The organism is Streptomyces sp. SudanB25_2051 (genome assembly GCF_964272635.1).
Classification (GTDB): Bacteria; Actinomycetota; Actinomycetes; order Streptomycetales; family Streptomycetaceae; genus Streptomyces.
On the sequence record NZ_OZ186787.1, the window covers coordinates 5,134,283 to 5,151,127 of the forward strand.

The following is a 16,845-nucleotide window of genomic DNA, read 5'->3' on the forward strand; positions in this document are numbered from 1 at the left end:
GGGCGGGGCGGGTGATCCGTCCGTCGCATCCGGGCGGGGCGGGTGATCCGTCCGTCGCATCCGGGCGGGGGCGGGTGGCAGTCCGTCACATCGGGGAGGGGGCGGGGAGGAGCTTTCTGGCGTGGAGGAGCTCTCCCGAGCGCCTCAGCACCTGGTAGGCGGTCGTCCCGCAGGTCGCCCAGCACAGGATGCCGGTCACCTCCAGGGGGCCGGTGCGGACGGCCTGGCGCAGTCGCTCCACCAGGGCCTCGGCGCGAGCCGTGTCCAGGTCCGGGACGAGGGCGACGAACTCGTCCCCCCGGATCCGGGCGACGACCGGGGGCTCCCGGAGTCCTCCGTGACGCGGTTCGCGGTCCAGCTCGCGCCGGAGCCGGCCGGCGATCTCCACGAGCGCGGCGTCCCCGGCGTCCCGGCCGTGGCGCGTGTTGTACGGCTTGAACCCGTCGACGCCCAAGCGCAGCACGGCCAGCGTGGGGTACGGGCCGATCGGCAGGCCCCGGTGCCGGTGGGACGGGTACGGTGCGAGGCCGTGGGGATCGCCCGCCCCGGGGGCCGCGTCCGGTGTGCCGCACAGTGAGCGGGCCAGGCGGATCCGCAGCTCCGACTCCGTGTAAAGGCCGGTGAGTTCGTCGTGGGCCGCCCGGCGCTCCAGCTCGGTCTCGCGCTGTTTCCGCTTGTCCATGTCGATGACATGGGTGAGGAGGAAACGGGGCCCGTCGGCGGTGTCGGCGACGACGGAGTTGGACATCGAGACCCAGACGTACGTGCCGTCGCGGCGGGCGAGCCGCAGCTCGGCGCTGCCGCCCTCGGCGGTGGTGCGGAGCAGGACGCCGACATCCTCCGGGTGGACGAGGTCGCTGAAGGAGTAGCGGCGCAGCACGGACTGGGGCCGCCCGAGGAGCCGGCACAGCGCGTCGTTGACGCGCAGCAGCCGCCCGTGGTTGTCGCCCCCCAGATCCGTGACGGCGGCTCCGTTCGGCGCGTACTCGAAGGCGTGCCGGAACGACTCCTCGCTGGTGCGCAGGGCCGTCTGCTCGCGCTCCAGCCGCACCAGCGCCCGCTGCATGTCCGCCCGCAGCCGCGCCATGCTGATGGCTATGGCCGAGTGGAAGGCGTACGTGCGCAGTGCCTCACGCGCCCGGACGCCCGGCCGGCGGCCGTCCCTCGGGCGGTCCACGGAGATCACGCCGATCAGCTCGCCGTGCGGCGAGTACATCGGCGCCAGGAGCCGGTCGCCGGGGTGCCACCCGTCCTCGCCCACGGGCGCGGGGCCCGCGGTGTGGAACTGCGGCACGTCGTCGTCGTCGAGGACCCACCCTTCCGTGTGGGGGATGAACCGCAGCCCCGACCAGTCCTCGCCCATGCCCAGCCGGCGCTCCCAGGAGGCCCGGGAGCCGACCCGTCCGGTGATCAGCGCCTCGGCGGCGGGGTTGCCCGCCAGGGCGGCGACGACGAGGTCTCCGTCGGGGCGGACGAAGTTGACGCAGGCCAGCTCGTAGCCGAATCCGGAGACGGCCGCGTCGGCGATGGCCTGGAGCGTGTCGGCCAGGCTGCGGGCCGTGTAGACCCCGGCGATGGCCTGGTCGGTCCGCGGGGGCTCCGGAGCCTGGGGCGGGCCGGTGAGGAGGGCCGGTTCGGGAGGCGGGGTGTAGGCGGCGTTGCGGATGAAGGGCGCCTGACCGAGCTGGTTGCGGCACAGCCGCTGCGGCTCCGGCCGGTCGCGGGTGACCAGGCGCGTGCGGAGCCGGGTGAAGAGCGTGTCGAGGTCCAGGTACTCGGGCCCGCCCGGCACGCCCTCCTGCATCAGCGTGACCAGCTCGCCGGTGAAGGCGGTCAGCGGCTCGTCCGGCGGCGAGAGCGCCACGGCCGTCTCGGCTGAGGCGGCGAGGAGGTAGGTGCCGTCCACCTCCAGGGCGGCGGCGGCCGACTGGACCCCGAAGGCCCGTGCGCTGTAGCAGCAGTCCAGGACGACGATCCGGCGCGTGGCGGGGCTCTTCTCGACCGGCCAGCGGATCCACTCGTAGGGCGTGGCGGTGTCGTGGACGGATGTGGGGTCGCTCGTCTCGGTGGCCAGGTGGAGCTTCCCGGTACGGGGATCGAGAAGGCCGTGCCCCGCGTAGTAGACGAGCAGGGTGTCGGTGGCCGCGTCGACGGTCTCCTGGACGGCCCGCGACACGTCGCGGGGCACGGAGGGGTTCGCGACGACGGTGACATGACCGGGCGGCAGCCCCCACAGGTCCGTGAACAGGTCGCGCAGCAGGGCGAGATTGCCCGCCACGGCCGGCAGGGCGGCCAGGGAGGTGAACCCGCTCGCCCCGATCAGCAGGACCCGGGTCCGCTCCGGGTCGGGTAACGCGGTCAAGCCGCCGGACCCCCCGTGCCCTCGCAGTCGTCCAGGAGGGAGCGCATCAGCCTCTCCGCCTCCTCCCGGCTGTGCCCGCTGATCTCGACGCGGGTGCCGTCGGGCCGCCGCACGACGAGCGTCGGCGGCGGCCTGCGGGTGGACCGCCAGGAGGCGATGGCCGCGGCGAGCGAGGCGGCGCCGAGACCGCTGCTGAGGACGAGGGAGAGGAGGTCGATCCCGTCGCCCTGCTGTCCGGGCACGGGTGCGAGCGAGCTCCCCAACGCGCTCCGGACATGCCGCCGTACCGTCCGGTCCGCTTCCAACCAGGCCGCGAGGGACCGCAGTTCCGCCTCGGCGGCGGCCGCGTCGCCCGCCGCGCCCACGGTGATGATGGTCATACGGTCAGCTTAGGGCTCGCGCGGAACCGGCACGCGGAATCGCGGTGCGCCGGTGGGCGGCCAGGGCGATCCGGACGTGGCGGAGGGGCCTGTGAGGGTTCCGGCGACGCGTCGCGCGGGTGCGGGGGAGGGGCCAGGGTCCTGGACGAGGGGGACCGGCCGGTGCCCCCGGAGGGCTCCAGGTCCTCCGGGGGCGTGGTCTCGTGCCGGCCGCGGTACCGGTCACCCGGAGCCGGAGCCGGAGCCGGAGCCGGGCCGCCGGGCGGCGGCGCGGGTCAGGACGCGTGTGCCTCGATCCAGGTGAGGCAGGACGCGCGGGAGTCCTCCTCGTGGACGACCGTCCAGCCGTCGGGGACCTCGATGCCGACCGGCCACAGGGAGTGCTCGGCGCGGTCGTTGCGGAGGACGACGTACGTGCGGTCCTCGCTGTCGAAGGGGTTGGTCATCGTGCGCTCCTGTCGGTGGCTCGGTCAGTCGAAGAGGCGGCGGCTCATCCCGCGTACGGCGAGGAACCACGCGGCGACGGTGAAGGCGGCGAGTACCGCCAGGTGCAGCAGGTCCCCCGTGCCGAGCGTGCCGAACGCGGCGTGCCGGACGAGCTGCATGCAGTGGTGGATGGGGTTGACCGCCGCGACGGCCTGCACCCAGCCGGGCAGCCCCGTCAGGGGGAAGAACACCCCGGCGGCCATCACCAGCGGGGTGAGCACGCCCGACACGACGAGCCGCAGCCAGTCGATGGCCGGGACCAGTGTGGAGACCCACATCCCGCACAGGGCGAACGCCAGGCCCGCCACCAGCGTGATCAGCGGGACGAGCAGCAGCGACGGTGTGAACGGCAGGCCGATCGCGACCGTGACGAGCAGCGGTACCGAGCTGTAAGCGGACGACTTGACGGCGATCCACGACGCCTCGGCCGTGACCAGCTCCCACACGTCGACCGGGCGGCTCAGCACCGCGTCGTACAGGTGCTGGTAGCAGCGCCTGTTGTAGCTCTCGAACATCCCCGCGAAGGCGGAGGCGAAGAGGACCGAGGTCACCACCATGCCGATGCCGAGGAACTGCGGGTACGGGCGGCCCTCGGCCGAGTCGACCAGGCGGCTGAAGCCCAGCCCGAAACCGGCCATGTAGACCAGCGGTTCGACGAGCGAGCCGAAGGTGATCGCCGGCCAGTAGCGTTTGAACAGCAGGAGTTCCCGCAGCCACACGGCGCGCAGGGACGGCATCAGCGCCGGGGTGGCCGCGGCGCCGTCCTCGGATACGGGCGCGCCGGCCGGCGGCTGCGCGGGTAGAGCCGGTGCGGCCCTCGACATGGAGTGGGTCCCTTCTGGTCGGCCGGGATCGGTGCGCGGCTGGCGCCGCGCGGGGGAGGGCGGGGCGCCGGCGGTCCGGGACGGCGCCGCCCACCGGCGGAGTACCGGTGGAGCGGTGCCTCGGGCGCGGCGCGGCGGCCTCGGGGTCAGACGAACAGCTCGCCCGTCAGCATCACGAAGACGTCCTCCAGGGTCGTCGGCCGCAGCACGTCCGGCGCGCCCAGCGCGGCGCGCAGCGACTCGGGCATCGTCTCGGCGCGGAGCACCGACACCGACAGGCCGGTGCGCCTGCTGGTGAGCCCGGCCCCCGCCACGAGCGCCTCCACCTCCGCACGGCGGGACGCGTCCCCCCGGTACTCGGCGGCCTGCGCCCCGGCGTGGGCGCGCAGCAGCTCGGCCGGGGTGCCCCGGGCGATCAGCCGGCCGGCGAAGACGATGGCGACCTCGTCGGCGAGGCGCTCCGCCTCCTCGATGTAGTGCGTGGACATCAGCACCGTCGTGCCGGTCTCGCGCAGCGCCTCGATGACGTCCCACAGGTCCTGCCGGATCTGCGGGTCCAGGCCCACCGTCGGCTCGTCGAGGAGCAGCAGCCGCGGGGAGGTGAGGATGCCCCGCGCCAGCAGCAGTCTGCGCCGCATGCCGCCGGACAGCGCCTCGACACGGCTGTCCGCCCGGTCCATGAGGCGCACCGACGCCAGCGCCCGGTCCACCGCCGCGCCGCACTCGGCGGGCGGAAGGGCGCTGAAACGGGCGAACACCTCAAGGTTCTGACGGACTGTCAGCTCGATGTCGAGGTTGTCCTCCTGCGGTACGACGCCGAGCAGCGAGCGGACCCGACGCGACGCCGCGGGCATGGCGTGCCCCAGCACCTCGACCGTGCCGCCGGTCGCCCGGCTCTGCCCGGTGATCAGGCGCATGGTGGTGGACTTGCCGGCGCCGTTCGGCCCCAGAAGTCCGAAGAACCGGCCCGGGGGAACCTCCAGATCGAGCCCGTCGAGGGCGTTCGCCGTGCCGTAGGTCTTCACGACGTCCTGGAAATGGACTACGGGGACGCTCACCCGTGAATTCCCCCTTTGAAAACGTGGTGCGGCCCTGGGGCGCAATGGCGTCATCCCGGGTGCACCAGCCATACAACCGCAGGTGAGGCCCTTTTGTGAACCCCTTTCAACTCCTGGTGATCACTGGTAGGTTCCGCATCGATCAAGCCCCCACGAGGGCGCTTCGTCGAATCCGGGGGCTTCATGAGGTCGCGCGTATCCGCGCTCGTCGCTGTCGTGCTGGTCGTACTGGCCGCCGCGGGCAGCGCGATTCTCGTGCGTGCCGTGCCGGATCCCGTTCCCGCCGACGCGGCGTCCTCCGTCTTCTCCGCCGAACGCGCCCGGCTCCACGTTCCGCATCTCGCGCGGGCGCCCCATCCCTCCGGAACACCGGAAGCGGAAGCCGTACGGGCTTATGTGCGGGGGCAGTTGACACGTCTGGGGCTGAAACCCGCGCAGAGCGAGGCGATGGAGGTGCTGCCCGGCCGGGACTCCTCGCACCTGGCCGGACGCGTCCACAACATCACCGCCACCATCGAGGGGACCTCCTCCACGGGCAGGCTGCTGCTGGTCGCCCACACCGACTCCGTCCCCACCGGCCCCGGCGCCTCCGACGACGGCCTCGGCGTGGCGTCCGTGCTGGAGATCGCCCGCGTCCTGACCGAGGGGCCCCGCCCCCGCAACGACGTGGTGCTGCTCCTCACCGACATGGAGGAGACCGGCCAGCTCGGCGCCCGCGCCCATCTGCGGAGCCTCGGAGCCGCCGCCCGGGAGCCGCACGTCGTCGTCAACCTGGAGGCGCGCGGCACCAGCGGACGCGCCGTCATGTTCGAGACCGGCGCCCACAGCGCGGCCCTGGCCGACGCCCTCGCCGACACCCCGCCCGTGGCCACGTCGCTGTCGGACGAGATCTACCGGCTGCTGCCGCACGACACGGACCTGACCCCGCTGCGCGCCGCCGGCATGACCGGTCTGAACTTCGCCGTCATCGGCGGCAGCGCCCGCTACCACGGGCCCGGCGACGACGCCGCCCACCTCGACCCGGGCAGCCTCCAGGACCTCGGCGAAACCGCCCTGTCCGCCGTCCGCGCGCTCGCCGCGGCGGACCTCCGGGACGTCACCGAGGCCCCGGAGGCGACCTGGTTCAACGCGGGCCCGCTGCTCGTCCGCTACCCCGCCGGGGCGGTGCTGCCGCTGGCCCTGCTGGCCCCCGCCGCGCTCGCCGCGGCCGCCTGGTACGCCCACCGCCGCCGCGCCCTGCGGGCCCGTGCCGCCGTGCGGTCCGCGCTGACCTTCCCGCTCACCCTCGCCGCGGCCGCCGCGCTCGGCTGGGCCGCCTGGCAGGGGCTGCTGCTGCTCCGCCCCGACTACGCCCTGTTCCACCTCGGGGATCCGTACCGGACGGGCCCCGCCGTCGCCGGGCTGCTGCTGCTCACCGCCACGGTGACCGCGCTGTGGGCCGTGTGGACGGCGCGGCGCGCCCGGGGCTCCCTCACGGAGGCGGCCGTCGGCGTCCTCGTGTGGCCCGCGCTGCTGGCCGTGCCCGTCGCCGTGCTGCTGCCCGGCGCCGCGTACGTGTTCACCTGGACGGCGCTAGGCGGGGCCGCCGGTCTGCTCCTCGCCGTCCGCGCCCCGCAGGACTCGCCGTGGCGTGCGGCCGCCCTCGCGCTGGGCGCGCTGCCCGGCACCGTGGTCACCGCCCCGCTGGTCGCGCTGCTCTTCCCCGCCCTCGGGCTGGCCTCCGCCGCGGCGCCACTGGTCCTGGTGGCCCTCGCCCTCGCCCTGCCCGCGCTCCCGGCTGCCGTGGCGCTGCGGACCGCCCCGCGCCGGCGGGTCGTCGCGGCCGGCGCGGCCCTCGCGGCCACCGGGACGGCGCTCGTCGGCGCCAACGCCCTGACCGGCCGCGCCGACGCCGAACACCCCCGGCCCGTCAGCCTCATGTACGCGCTCGACGCCGACCGGGGCCGCGCCTACTGGGTGTCCGAGGACGCCGACGCGCACCCGTGGGTCACCGCCCACACCGGCGCCTCCCGCACCGGCGCGCTGGAGGCGTGGTCGCCCGCGCTCGCCGCCCCGCCCGGCGGCCTCCTGGCGGGCCAGGCGCCTGTCGCCCCCGTCTCCCGGCCCCGGATCACGACCGTCTCCGACACGCGCAGCGGCGCCACCCGGACGGTACGCCTCTCCGTGAAGGCCGAGAGCGGCACACCCGTCCTGCTCGCCCTGTACGTCGACACGTCCGCCACCGAGGTCCTCGGCGCCCGCCTGCTCGGCGCGCCCGCCGGGACGCAGGACCTCCCCGGCGGGGAGAACCGCCCGCACGCCGGCTCGCCGTGGAAGTGGGGGCTGCTGCTCGCGGCGCCCTCGCCGCGCGGCCACGAGGTGGCCCTCACCGTCCGGGGCGGCAAGCCGCTGCGGGTGCTCGCCATGACGCAGGACGCGGGGCTCCCCGAGGGGGAGCTGAGACGGCCGCGCCCCGGTGACCTCACCTGGGTCCCCGACGCGGCGGGGCTCTCCTTCGCGAGCCGCGTCCACACCCTCTGAGCACCGGCGCCCCCGGTCCCGCACCACCGACGAGACCCCTTTTCCCACCCACGACAGAAACGAGTCCCCATGACCTCCTCCGCTCCCCACGGCGCCGACCCGGCCGAGAAGCCGGAGACCCCGCGCATCCGCCGGGCGACCGCCGCCGACGGCGAGGCCGTCACCGCGGTCTTCCTCGCCTCCCGGACCGCCACCATGCCGTACCTGCCGCGGCTGTACAGCGACGAGCAGACCCGCGCCTGGATCGAGGCCGTCGTCCTGCCCGACACCACCGTCTGGGTGGCCGAACTGGGCGACCCCGCGGAGATCGTCGGCTTCGCCTCCCTCGACGGCACCGTCCTCGAGCACCTGTACCTGCACCCCGACGTACGGCGCCGGGGCATCGGCACGGCACTGCTGGAGACCGTGCGGGAGGCGTCGCCGGAGAAGCTGTCCCTCCACGTCTTCCAGCGGAACACCGAGGCCCGCGCCTTCTACGAGCGCCACGGCTTCACCGCGGGCGAGCTGAACGACGGCAGCCGCAACGAGGAGAACGAGCCCGACATGACGTACCACTGGACCGCCGGCTGACCGCTGCCCCGCCCGCGCGGGCGCCGCACGGCAGCGCCGGCCGCCACGGGTGCGCCGGCGCGCCACCCGCGTCACGGCACCACCGCACCACTGAGCACCACCGCACGACCGGGCACCACCGCACGACCGAGCACCACCAGCACCACTGAGCACCGACACCGCAGCGCCACCGAGCACCACCAGCACCACCGCACCACCCAGCACCACCAGCACCATGCACCACCACGCACCACCACGACGCAGACCCAACGCAACGGCCTGACGCGGCAGCCTCCCAGGGGGCCGTCCGCGTCCACGGGGAGGAACAGCAAGTGCAGGGCGAAGGCACCGTGCCGGGCGAGATCCCGCTGTCCTACGCACAGCTCGCGCTGTGGTTCAACGACCGGCTCCAGGAGGGTGACGCCTCCTACAACATGCCGGTGGCGCTCCGCCTCAGGGGCCCGCTCGACGTCGACGCCCTGCGCGACGCGCTGGGGGACGTCATCGACCGGCACGCCGCCCTGCGGACCGTCTTCCCGGAACGGGACGGCACCCCGTACCAGCGCGTCCTGGACCCCCGGGACGTCCCCGTGCCGCTGACGGTGCGTCCCGCCGACGAGGCGGACCTCCCGGAGCTGATCGCCGCCGCCTGCCGCGAGTGCTTCGACCTGGCCGCCGAAGTGCCGCTGCGCATGCGGGTCTTCGTCCTCGGACCGCAGGACCACCTGGTCCTGATGGTCCAGCACCACATCGCGGGCGACGGATGGTCGATGGCGCCGCTCGCCCGCGACCTGAGCGCCGCCTACACGGCCCGCTCCGAGGGGCGCGCGCCCGTATGGGCGCCGCTCCCCGCGGACTTCGCCGCGTACGCGACCGAGCAGCACGCCGGACTCGGCAGCCTGGACGACCCCGACAGCGGCATCAGCCGCCAGCTCGCGTACTGGAAGGACGCGCTCGCCGGGATACCCGACTGCCTGCCGCTGCCCACCGACCGGCCGCGTCCCGCCGTCATGTCCCACGAGGGCGACTACTTCCCCTGGGAGATCCCCGCCGCCCTCCACCGGGACCTGCTCGCCCTCGCCCGGTCGTGCCGGGTCAGCCTCTTCATGGTCGTCCAGGCGGCGCTCGCCACCGTCCTCAGCCGGTCCGGCGCGGGCGACGACCTGCCCATCGCCAGCCCCACCGCCGGACGCGGCGACTCCCGCTACGACGACGTCGTCGGCTACTTCGTCAACCCGCTCGTCCTGCGGATCGACACCTCCGGCGACCCCACCTTCCGCGAACTGCTCAAGCGGGTGCGCCGCACGGACCTCCAGGGCTTCGCCCACCAGGACATGCCCATCGAGCGGCTGATCACCGCGCTCAACCCGCCGCGCTCCCTCGGCTGGCACCCGCTGTTCCAGGTCATGCTGGCCTTCCAGAACCTGCCCGAGGCCGCCCTCGCCCTGCCCGGCGTCACCTGCGAGGTCGTCGAAGCCGACCCGGGCGGCGCCAAGTTCGACCTGTCGTTCAACGTCATGGAGCGCCGCGACGCCGACGGCGAACCGGCCGGGCTGACCTGCTTCGTCGAGTACAGCAGCGACCTGTTCGACCGGGCCGGGGCCGAGGCCCTCACCCGGCGCCTCGCCCTGCTGCTCGAACGGGTCGCCGTCGACCCCGACCAGCACATCGGGGACATCGACGTGCTCGCCGGCGACGAGCGCGACACCCTCGCCGCGCTGTGGGACGGACCCGCGCTCGACGTGCCCGCACTCGCCTACCACCAGGCGTTCGAGGAGCGCGCCGCCGCCGAGCCCGGCGCGCCCGCCCTCGTCGCCGGAGCCGAACGGCTCACCTTCGGCGAGCTCAACGCCCGCGCCAACCGGCTCGCCCGCGAGCTGGTCCGCCGCGGCGCCGCACCCGACCGGCCCGTGCTCGTCGTCCTCGACCGCACCGCCGAGCTGGCCGTCTCGCTGCTCGCCGTCCTCAAGTCCGGCGCGGCCTTCACCCCGCTCACCCCCGACACTCCCGCCGAGCGGATCGCCGCGGTCGCCGCGACCGCCCGCCCGGTCTGCGCCGTCACCACCGCCGCCACCGCCGGCCGGCTGCCCGCCGGGGTCCCCGCGCTCGCGCTGGACGACCAGGGCGTCCGCGCCGCGCTCGCCGCCCACCCGGACACCGACCTCTCCGACGCCGACCGCGCCGCCCCCACCGGCCCGTCCGACACCGCGTACGTCATCCACACCTCCGGCTCCACCGGCACCCCCAAGGGCGTCGCCGTCGAGCACCGGGCGCTCGCCCACCTCGCGGAGCACCACCGCGTCCGCATGACCCGCCGGTACGCGCCCGCCGACGGCACGCGGCTGCGCGTCGGGCTGGTCGCCTCCATCACCTTCGACACGGCCTGGGAGCCGTTCTTCTGGCTCCTCGAAGGGCACTGCCTGCACCTCCTCGCCGACGAGGTCCGCCTCGACCCCGAGGCGCTCGTCGCCCACGTGCGGCGCGAACGGCTCGACTTCCTCGACCTCACGCCGACCTACGCGCAGGCCCTGCTGACGGCCGGGCTGCTGGACGACGGCGACCACCACCGGCCGCGCGTCCTGATGCTCGGCGGCGAGGCCGTCGGCCCCGAGCTGTGGGAGCGGCTCTCCGCCGTCCGGGACACCCACGTCCACAACTACTACGGGCCCACCGAGTTCACCGTCGACGCGCTCTGCTGCGAACTGGCCGACAGCCCCACCCCCGTCATCGGCCGGCCCCTCGACAACGTCCGCGCGTACGTCCTCGACGAGCGGCTGCGGCCCGCCCCGCTCGGCGTGCCCGGAGAGCTGTACCTGGCCGGGCCCCAGCTCGCCCGCGGCTACCTCGGGGCCCCCGCCCTCACGGCGGAACGATTCGTCACCGACCCGTACGGCCCTCCCGGCACCCGCATGTACCGCACCGGCGACCTCGCCCGGCTCCGCCGCGACGGACAGGTCGAATACCTCGGCCGCGCCGACGAGCAGGTGAAGATCCGCGGCTTCCGCATCGAACCCGGCGAGATCGAGGCGCAGCTCGCCGGCCACCCCGCCGTCGCCCAGGCCGCCGTCACCGTGCGCGGCGAGGAGGACGGCGACCCGTACCTCGCCGCCCACGTCGTCCCCGAGCCCGGCGGGCCGGCGCCCGGCGCCGCCGAGCTCCACGAGCACCTGGCCGCCCGCCTCCCCGCCTACATGCTGCCCGCGGCCTACGCGCACGTGGACCGCCTGCCGCTCACGGTCAGCGGCAAGCTCGACCGGCGCGCCCTGCCCGAACCGGACCTGCGCGTCACCGGCGGCCCCGGCCGCCCGCCCGCCGACGAGCGCGAGGCGGCCCTGTGCCGCCTGTTCGCCGAGGTGCTGCGGCTGCCCGAGGCCGGCCCGGACGACGACTTCTTCCGGCTGGGCGGCCACTCGCTGCTCGCCATGCGGCTCGTCAGCCGGGTCCGCGCGGCCACCGGCGCCGAACTGCCCATCCGGGCCGTCTTCGAGGCCCGCACCCCCGCCGGGCTCGCCCGTCTCCTCGGCGGCGCCGACGGCCCGGAGGGGACCGGCGCGCGCCGCCCCGCGCTCACCCCGGCGCAGCGGCCCGCCGAGACGCCCCTGTCGCACGCCCAGCGCCGGCTGTGGTTCCTCCAGCGCCTGGAGACCGACAGCCCCGCCTACCACATCCCGCTGCCGCTGCGCCTCGACGGCCCGCTCGACATCGGCGCCCTGAGCGCCGCCCTGCACGACGTCGTCGTCCGCCACGAGGCGCTGCGCACCGTCTTCCCCGACCGCGACGGCGTGCCCCACCAGCGCGTCCTCGACCCGGCGGAGCTGCCGTCCCTGCTGGACATCGCCCCGCTGGACCCGGCCCGCGCCGAGGGCGCCGCCCTGGAGGCGGAGCTGCGCGCCGCCGCCTCCGTCCCGTTCGACCTCGCGTCCCGGCCGCCGCTGCGCGCCCGGCTCTACCTGCTCGGCCCCGGCCGGCACATCCTGCTGCTGACCGTCCACCACATCGCCTGCGACGGCTGGTCCCTCCAGCCGCTCGCCGCCGACCTGGGCGCGGCCTACCGGGCCCGCGCCGAGGGCCGCGCACCCGACTGGGCGCCCCTGCCCGTCCAGTACGCCGACTACACCCTGTGGCAGCACGACCTGCTCGGCGACGCCCGCACGCCCGGCACGCTCGCCGCCGCCCAGTGGGACCACTGGCGGGCCGTACTGGACGGACTGCCCGACGAGATACCGCTGCCCGCCGACCGCCGCCGCACCCCCGAGACCGGGCACGAGGGGCGCACCGTGCCCGTCGAGATCGGCGCGGACACCCACCGGGCGCTCGCCGCGCTCGCGCGGGAGAGCGGCGCGAGCCTCTTCATGGCCGTGCAGGCGGGCCTCGCCGCGCTGCTGACCCGCCTCGGCGCCGGGACGGACATCCCCCTCGGCGCCCCGGTGGCCGGCCGGACCGACGCCGCCCTGGACGACCTGGTCGGCTTCTTCGTCAACACGCTGGTGCTGCGCACCGACACGGCCGGCGACCCGACGTTCCGGGAGCTGCTGGACCGGGTCCGCGACCTGGACGTGGCCGCCTACGCCCACCAGGACCTGCCGTTCGAGCAGCTGGTGGACCTCGTCGGGCCCGAACGGCAGCCCGGCAGGCACCCGCTGTTCCAGGTGGCCCTCGTCGTGGACCAGGGGGCCGACGTGCGGCTCGACATCCCCGGCGTCACCGCCGGGCGGCTCACCGTGCAGCTCGCGCCCGCCAAGTTCGACCTGACGGTCACCCTCGCCGCCGAACGCGCCGACGACGGCACGGAGGGCCCGCTGCGGGGCACCGTCGAGTACCGCACCGACCTGTTCGACGACGCCACGGCCGCGGCCCTCGCCGAACGGCTCACCAGGCTGCTCACCGCGGCCGCCGCCGAGCCGGACCTGCGCATCGGCCGGATCGGGCTCCTCTCGGACGACGAGCGGCGCCTCGTCCTCGACAAGTGGAACGACACCCGCCGCGAACTGGAGCCCACCACGCTCGCCGCGTCCGTCGCCGGGCAGTTCGCCCGGACCCCCGACGCCACGGCCGTCGTCTTCGAGGGCGTCGAGACCACGTACGCCGAACTCGACGCGCTCGTCGACGACCTGGCCGGACGGCTCGCCGCGCTCGGCGCCGGGCCAGGATCGCTCGTCGCCGTCGCCGTGCCCCGCTCCGTGGACCTCGTGGCCGCCGTGTGCGCCGTGCACCGGACGGGCGCCGCCTATGTGCCGCTCGACCCCGACTACCCGGTCGACCGGCTGGCGTTCATGCTGGAGGACGCCCGGCCCACCGCCGTGATCGCCGCGCCCGGCGAGGCGGAGCGGCTGCGCGTCCCGGACGGTGTCGCCCTCCTCGCGCCGCGCCCCGCCGACGGCGACGGCGGCGAACGCGGGACGCCCACCCCGCCGGCCCCCGACGACCCCGCGTACGTGATCTACACCTCCGGGTCGACGGGCCGCCCCAAGGGCGTCGTCGTCCCGCACGTCGCCGTCGCCAACCGGCTCCGCTGGGGCCAGGACCAGTACCTGCTCACCGACCGGGACCGGGTGCTCCACAAGACGCCGTCCAGCTTCGACGTGTCCGTCTGGGAGATCTTCTGGCCCCTGACCACCGGTGCCACCCTGGTCGTCGCCCGGCCCGAGGGGCACCGCGACCCGGCGTACCTGTGCGACCTCATCCGCTCCGAGCGGGTCACCGTCGCCCAGTTCGTCCCCTCCATGCTCGACGCCTTCCTCCAGCACCCCGACGCGGGCCGCTGCGACTCGCTGCGGCTGGTGATCGTCGGCGGTGAGGCCCTCACGACGGCCACCGCCCGCCGCTTCCACCAGGTGCTGCCCGGCGTCCGGCTGGTCGACCAGTACGGGCCCACCGAGGCCGCCATCGAGGTGACCGCCTGGACCTGCCGCCCCGAGGACGACGACGGCCGTCCCGTGCCCATCGGCCGGCCCGTGTGGAACACCCGCGTCCACATCCTCGACGCGGAACTCCAGCTCGTCCCGCCCGGCGTCGCCGGCGAGCTCTACCTCGACGGCGTCCAGCTCGCCCACGGGTACCTGGGCCGCCCCGCGCTCACCGCCGAGCGGTTCGTCGCCAACCCGTACGGCCCGCCCGGCTCCCGCATGTACCGCACGGGCGACCTCGCGCGCTGGCGGCCCGACGGCGCCGTCGAGTACCTCGGCCGCGTCGACGGCCAGGTCAAGGTCCGCGGCTTCCGCATCGAACTGGGCGAGATCGAGGCCGCGCTGGGCGAGCACCCGGCCGTCGCCGCCGGGGTCGTCCTGGTCCGCGAGGACCGGCACGGCGCGCCCCGCATCGTCGCCTACGTGGTGCCCGCGGGCGCCGCGCCCGCCACCGAGGAGCTGCGCGAGCACCTGCGGGCCCGGCTCCCCGAGCACATGGTGCCCACCGGCTACGTCACGCTCGACGCGCTGCCCGTCACGCCCAACGGCAAGCTGGACCGGGCGGCCCTGCCCGAGCCGGCCGACGCCCCGGCCTCGGCCGGCGGCGGCGCCCGGCAGCCCGCCACGCCGCTGGAGCGCACCCTGACGGAGCTGTTCGCCGAGATCCTGGAGGTGCCCGGCGCCGGACCCGACGACGACTTCTTCCTGCTGGGCGGCCACTCGCTGATGATGGTCCGGCTCGTGGAGCGGATCCGCGCGGAGACCGGGGTGGACCTCGCCGTACGCGCCCTCTTCGACCACCCGACCGCCGCCGCGCTGGCCGCCCGGATCGCCGGGGACCCGGCCCTGCACGGCCGGTTCGCCGGGACGCCCGGCGGCGGCGCCGTACCGGACGGCGGCCCGGTGCCGTGGGAGCCGGTGCTGCCGCTGCGCACCCAGGGCACCCGCGTCCCGCTGTTCTGCGTCCACCCGGTCGTCGGCGACGGCTTCGGATACGTGGGGCTGCTGCGCGCCCTCGGCCCCGACCAGCCGGTGTACGCCCTCCAGGGCGCCGGACCGGCCTGCGGGCACCCCCGCCCCGGGACGCTCGGCGGCCTCGCCGCCGAGTACACGGCGCGGATCCGGGAGATCCAGCCGCACGGCCCGTACCGGCTCCTCGGCTGGTCCTTCGGCGGCGTCGTCGCCCACGAGATGGCCGTCCAGCTCCGCGAGCAGGGCGAGCGGGTCGACCTGGTCGCCCTGATGGACAGCGTGCCGCCGACCGAGCACGACCGGCGCGCCCACGCGGCACCGGTCGGCGAGAGGGACGTGCTGAGCGCCCTGCTCGACGCGGTGGGCGCGCCGCCGGAGGACATCGCCGCCGTCGCCGACGGCACCCGCGTCGCCGGACCGGACGAGCTGTTGCGGCTGCTCGCCCCGGCGATGGGCGCCTCCGCCCCGGCGGACCCCGCCGCGCTCGCCGCGATGATCGACACCTGCCGCTACCACGGCGAGCTGATGGTGCGCTGGACGCCCCGCACGTACGACGGCGGGCTGCTCACCTTCACGGCCACCGCGGAGGTGCGGCGGGAGGCCGCCGTGGGCCGGGCGAGCACCCCCGAGCTGTGGGCGCCGTACCTCACCGGGCCGGTCACCGACCACCCGGTGGACGCCCAGCACCTCGAACTGGTGGAGCCCGGCCACATCGACGCCATCGGCCGGGTCCTCGCGGCCGAGCTGTCCCGCCTGGACGCCCGGTGACCCGCCGCCGCGCCCCCCGCCCCGGGGCGCCGCGCCCCCGGGCGGGGGGCGCGGCGGGCGCCGGGCGGCGGGGGACCGGCTCAGCCGGCCGCGCCGACGTGCTCCTCCGCGGCGCCGGCGATCTCCCGCATGACGGCGTCCACCTCGTCGTGGAGGAAGAAGTGGTCACCGGGGAGTATCCGCCGGCGGAACCCGCCCGCGGTCACCGAGCGCCAGCCGTCGATCCACTCCGGGCCGGAGAGCCGGTCGCCCTCACCGCCGAGCGCCACCAGGGGGCACGGCAGCACCGTCGGGCGGACCGCCTCCATGTACCGGGCGAGCAGCCCCAGGTCGGCGCGCATCACGGGCAGCAGCATCGCGAGCAGCTCCCGGTGCGCCAGGATCTCGGCGGGCGTGCCGCCGAGTTCGACGATGCCCTCCAGCAGTTCGTCGTCGTCCCGGTCGTGCAGGGGCAGCGCCACGGGCGCGCCGGGGGGACGGCACCCGGACACCACGAGGGCGCGCGGCAGCGGGCGGCCGGCGGCCACCAGGCGGCGGGTCGTCTCGTACGCGATCTGGGCGCCCATGCTATGCCCGAACAGCAGGAACGGCTCGTGCTCCGGCCGCGCCTGAAGCGCCGACAGGACGCCGTCCACGACCTCGTCCATGGAGGCGGGCAGCGGCTCGGCCATGCGGGTGCCGCGGCCCGGCAGCTCCACCGGCACGAAGGCGAGGCCCGGCACGTGCCGGGAGCGCGCCCAGGTCCGGTACGAGCCCGCCGAGCCGCCGGCGTGCGGGAGGCAGTAGACCCGCACCGCCTCCGTGCCGCCGTCGACGGCGGGGTCGGAGTCCCAAGGGGTCCATCGGTTGCGCGTCACTGCGTTCTGCCCTTCTGTCCGGGTGGGGTTTCCGGGCCGTCCCGCGGCCCGTACCGAGACCTTATTCAGGAATTCGTCCGGCGGGCCAGCCCGACGATCCGTCAAAGCACGTAGCGGCGAGGGGTGATGAATAACTTTTTGTTGACCTTGGTATGTCGGTGGG

At 75.6% G+C, this 16,845-nt stretch carries 9 protein-coding genes and 1 pseudogene; 3 read left to right on the forward strand and 7 right to left on the reverse strand.

Annotation, left to right across the window (positions count from 1 at the left end; all coding sequences use genetic code 11):
- Positions 1-85: 85 nt before the first annotated feature.
- The 6 genes and pseudogenes from ACSUPT_RS23010 to ACSUPT_RS23035 form a co-directional block, all read right to left on the reverse strand.
- Positions 86-1,576, reverse strand: a complete 1,491-nt coding sequence (locus ACSUPT_RS23010; RefSeq protein WP_436946256.1) for a PAS domain S-box protein — start codon at positions 1,574-1,576, stop codon at positions 86-88.
- A 156-nt stretch (positions 1,577-1,732) separates the two neighbouring features.
- A pseudogene (locus tag ACSUPT_RS23015) lies at positions 1,733-2,362 on the reverse strand (caspase family protein); the annotation flags it as partial.
- On the reverse strand, positions 2,359-2,742 hold the full coding sequence (locus ACSUPT_RS23020) for an effector-associated constant component EACC1 (protein ID WP_436945406.1): 384 nt from the start codon (positions 2,740-2,742) through the stop codon (positions 2,359-2,361). The pseudogene ACSUPT_RS23015 and the gene ACSUPT_RS23020, both read right to left, overlap by 4 nt.
- A gap of 275 nt (positions 2,743-3,017) precedes the next feature.
- Entirely contained in the window at positions 3,018-3,188 is a 171-nt protein-coding gene (locus ACSUPT_RS23025; RefSeq protein ID WP_351964977.1) for an MbtH family protein, read from the reverse strand.
- A gap of 24 nt (positions 3,189-3,212) precedes the next feature.
- The gene (locus tag ACSUPT_RS23030; protein WP_351964976.1) at positions 3,213-4,052 is read right to left on the reverse strand and encodes an ABC transporter permease; all 840 of its coding nucleotides are present in this window, start codon (positions 4,050-4,052) and stop codon (positions 3,213-3,215) included.
- Positions 4,053-4,198: 146 nt separating this feature from the next.
- Positions 4,199-5,110 carry an ABC transporter ATP-binding protein gene (locus ACSUPT_RS23035; protein ID WP_351964975.1) on the reverse strand — a complete coding sequence of 304 codons (912 nt, stop codon included), beginning with the start codon at positions 5,108-5,110 and terminating at the stop codon, positions 4,199-4,201.
- A gap of 183 nt (positions 5,111-5,293) precedes the next feature.
- Here ACSUPT_RS23035 and ACSUPT_RS23040 point away from each other — a divergent pair, with 183 nt between their 5' ends.
- The 3 genes from ACSUPT_RS23040 (at position 5,294) to ACSUPT_RS23050 (ending at position 15,825) form a co-directional block, all read left to right on the forward strand.
- Positions 5,294-7,630: a M20/M25/M40 family metallo-hydrolase gene (locus ACSUPT_RS23040; RefSeq protein WP_436945407.1), complete on the forward strand. Its 2,337-nt coding sequence runs from the start codon at positions 5,294-5,296 to the stop codon at positions 7,628-7,630.
- A gap of 69 nt (positions 7,631-7,699) precedes the next feature.
- Positions 7,700-8,200: a GNAT family N-acetyltransferase gene (locus ACSUPT_RS23045; RefSeq protein ID WP_351964973.1), complete on the forward strand. Its 501-nt coding sequence runs from the start codon at positions 7,700-7,702 to the stop codon at positions 8,198-8,200.
- 311 nt (positions 8,201-8,511) lie between these two features.
- Positions 8,512-15,825: an amino acid adenylation domain-containing protein gene (locus tag ACSUPT_RS23050; protein ID WP_436945408.1), complete on the forward strand. Its 7,314-nt coding sequence runs from the start codon at positions 8,512-8,514 to the stop codon at positions 15,823-15,825.
- Between the two features lie 80 nt (positions 15,826-15,905).
- On the opposite strand, the gene ACSUPT_RS23055 is transcribed toward ACSUPT_RS23050, so the two are convergent.
- Complete coding sequence (locus ACSUPT_RS23055; protein WP_351968325.1) at positions 15,906-16,682, reverse strand: thioesterase II family protein; 777 nt, start codon at positions 16,680-16,682, stop codon at positions 15,906-15,908.
- Positions 16,683-16,845 lie beyond the last annotated feature (163 nt).

Bases quoted from the DNA above. Each gene is read 5' to 3' on its own strand.
- ACSUPT_RS23020 (WP_436945406.1), bottom strand. From the start codon at position 2,742: ATGACCATCATCACCGTGGGCGCGGCGGGCGACGCGGCCGCCGCCGAG.
- ACSUPT_RS23040 (WP_436945407.1), top strand. From the start codon at position 5,294: ATGAGGTCGCGCGTATCCGCGCTCGTCGCTGTCGTGCTGGTCGTACTG.
- ACSUPT_RS23045 (WP_351964973.1), top strand. From the start codon at position 7,700: ATGACCTCCTCCGCTCCCCACGGCGCCGACCCGGCCGAGAAGCCGGAG.
- ACSUPT_RS23030 (WP_351964976.1), bottom strand. From the start codon at position 4,052: ATGTCGAGGGCCGCACCGGCTCTACCCGCGCAGCCGCCGGCCGGCGCG.
- ACSUPT_RS23025 (WP_351964977.1), bottom strand. From the start codon at position 3,188: ATGACCAACCCCTTCGACAGCGAGGACCGCACGTACGTCGTCCTCCGC.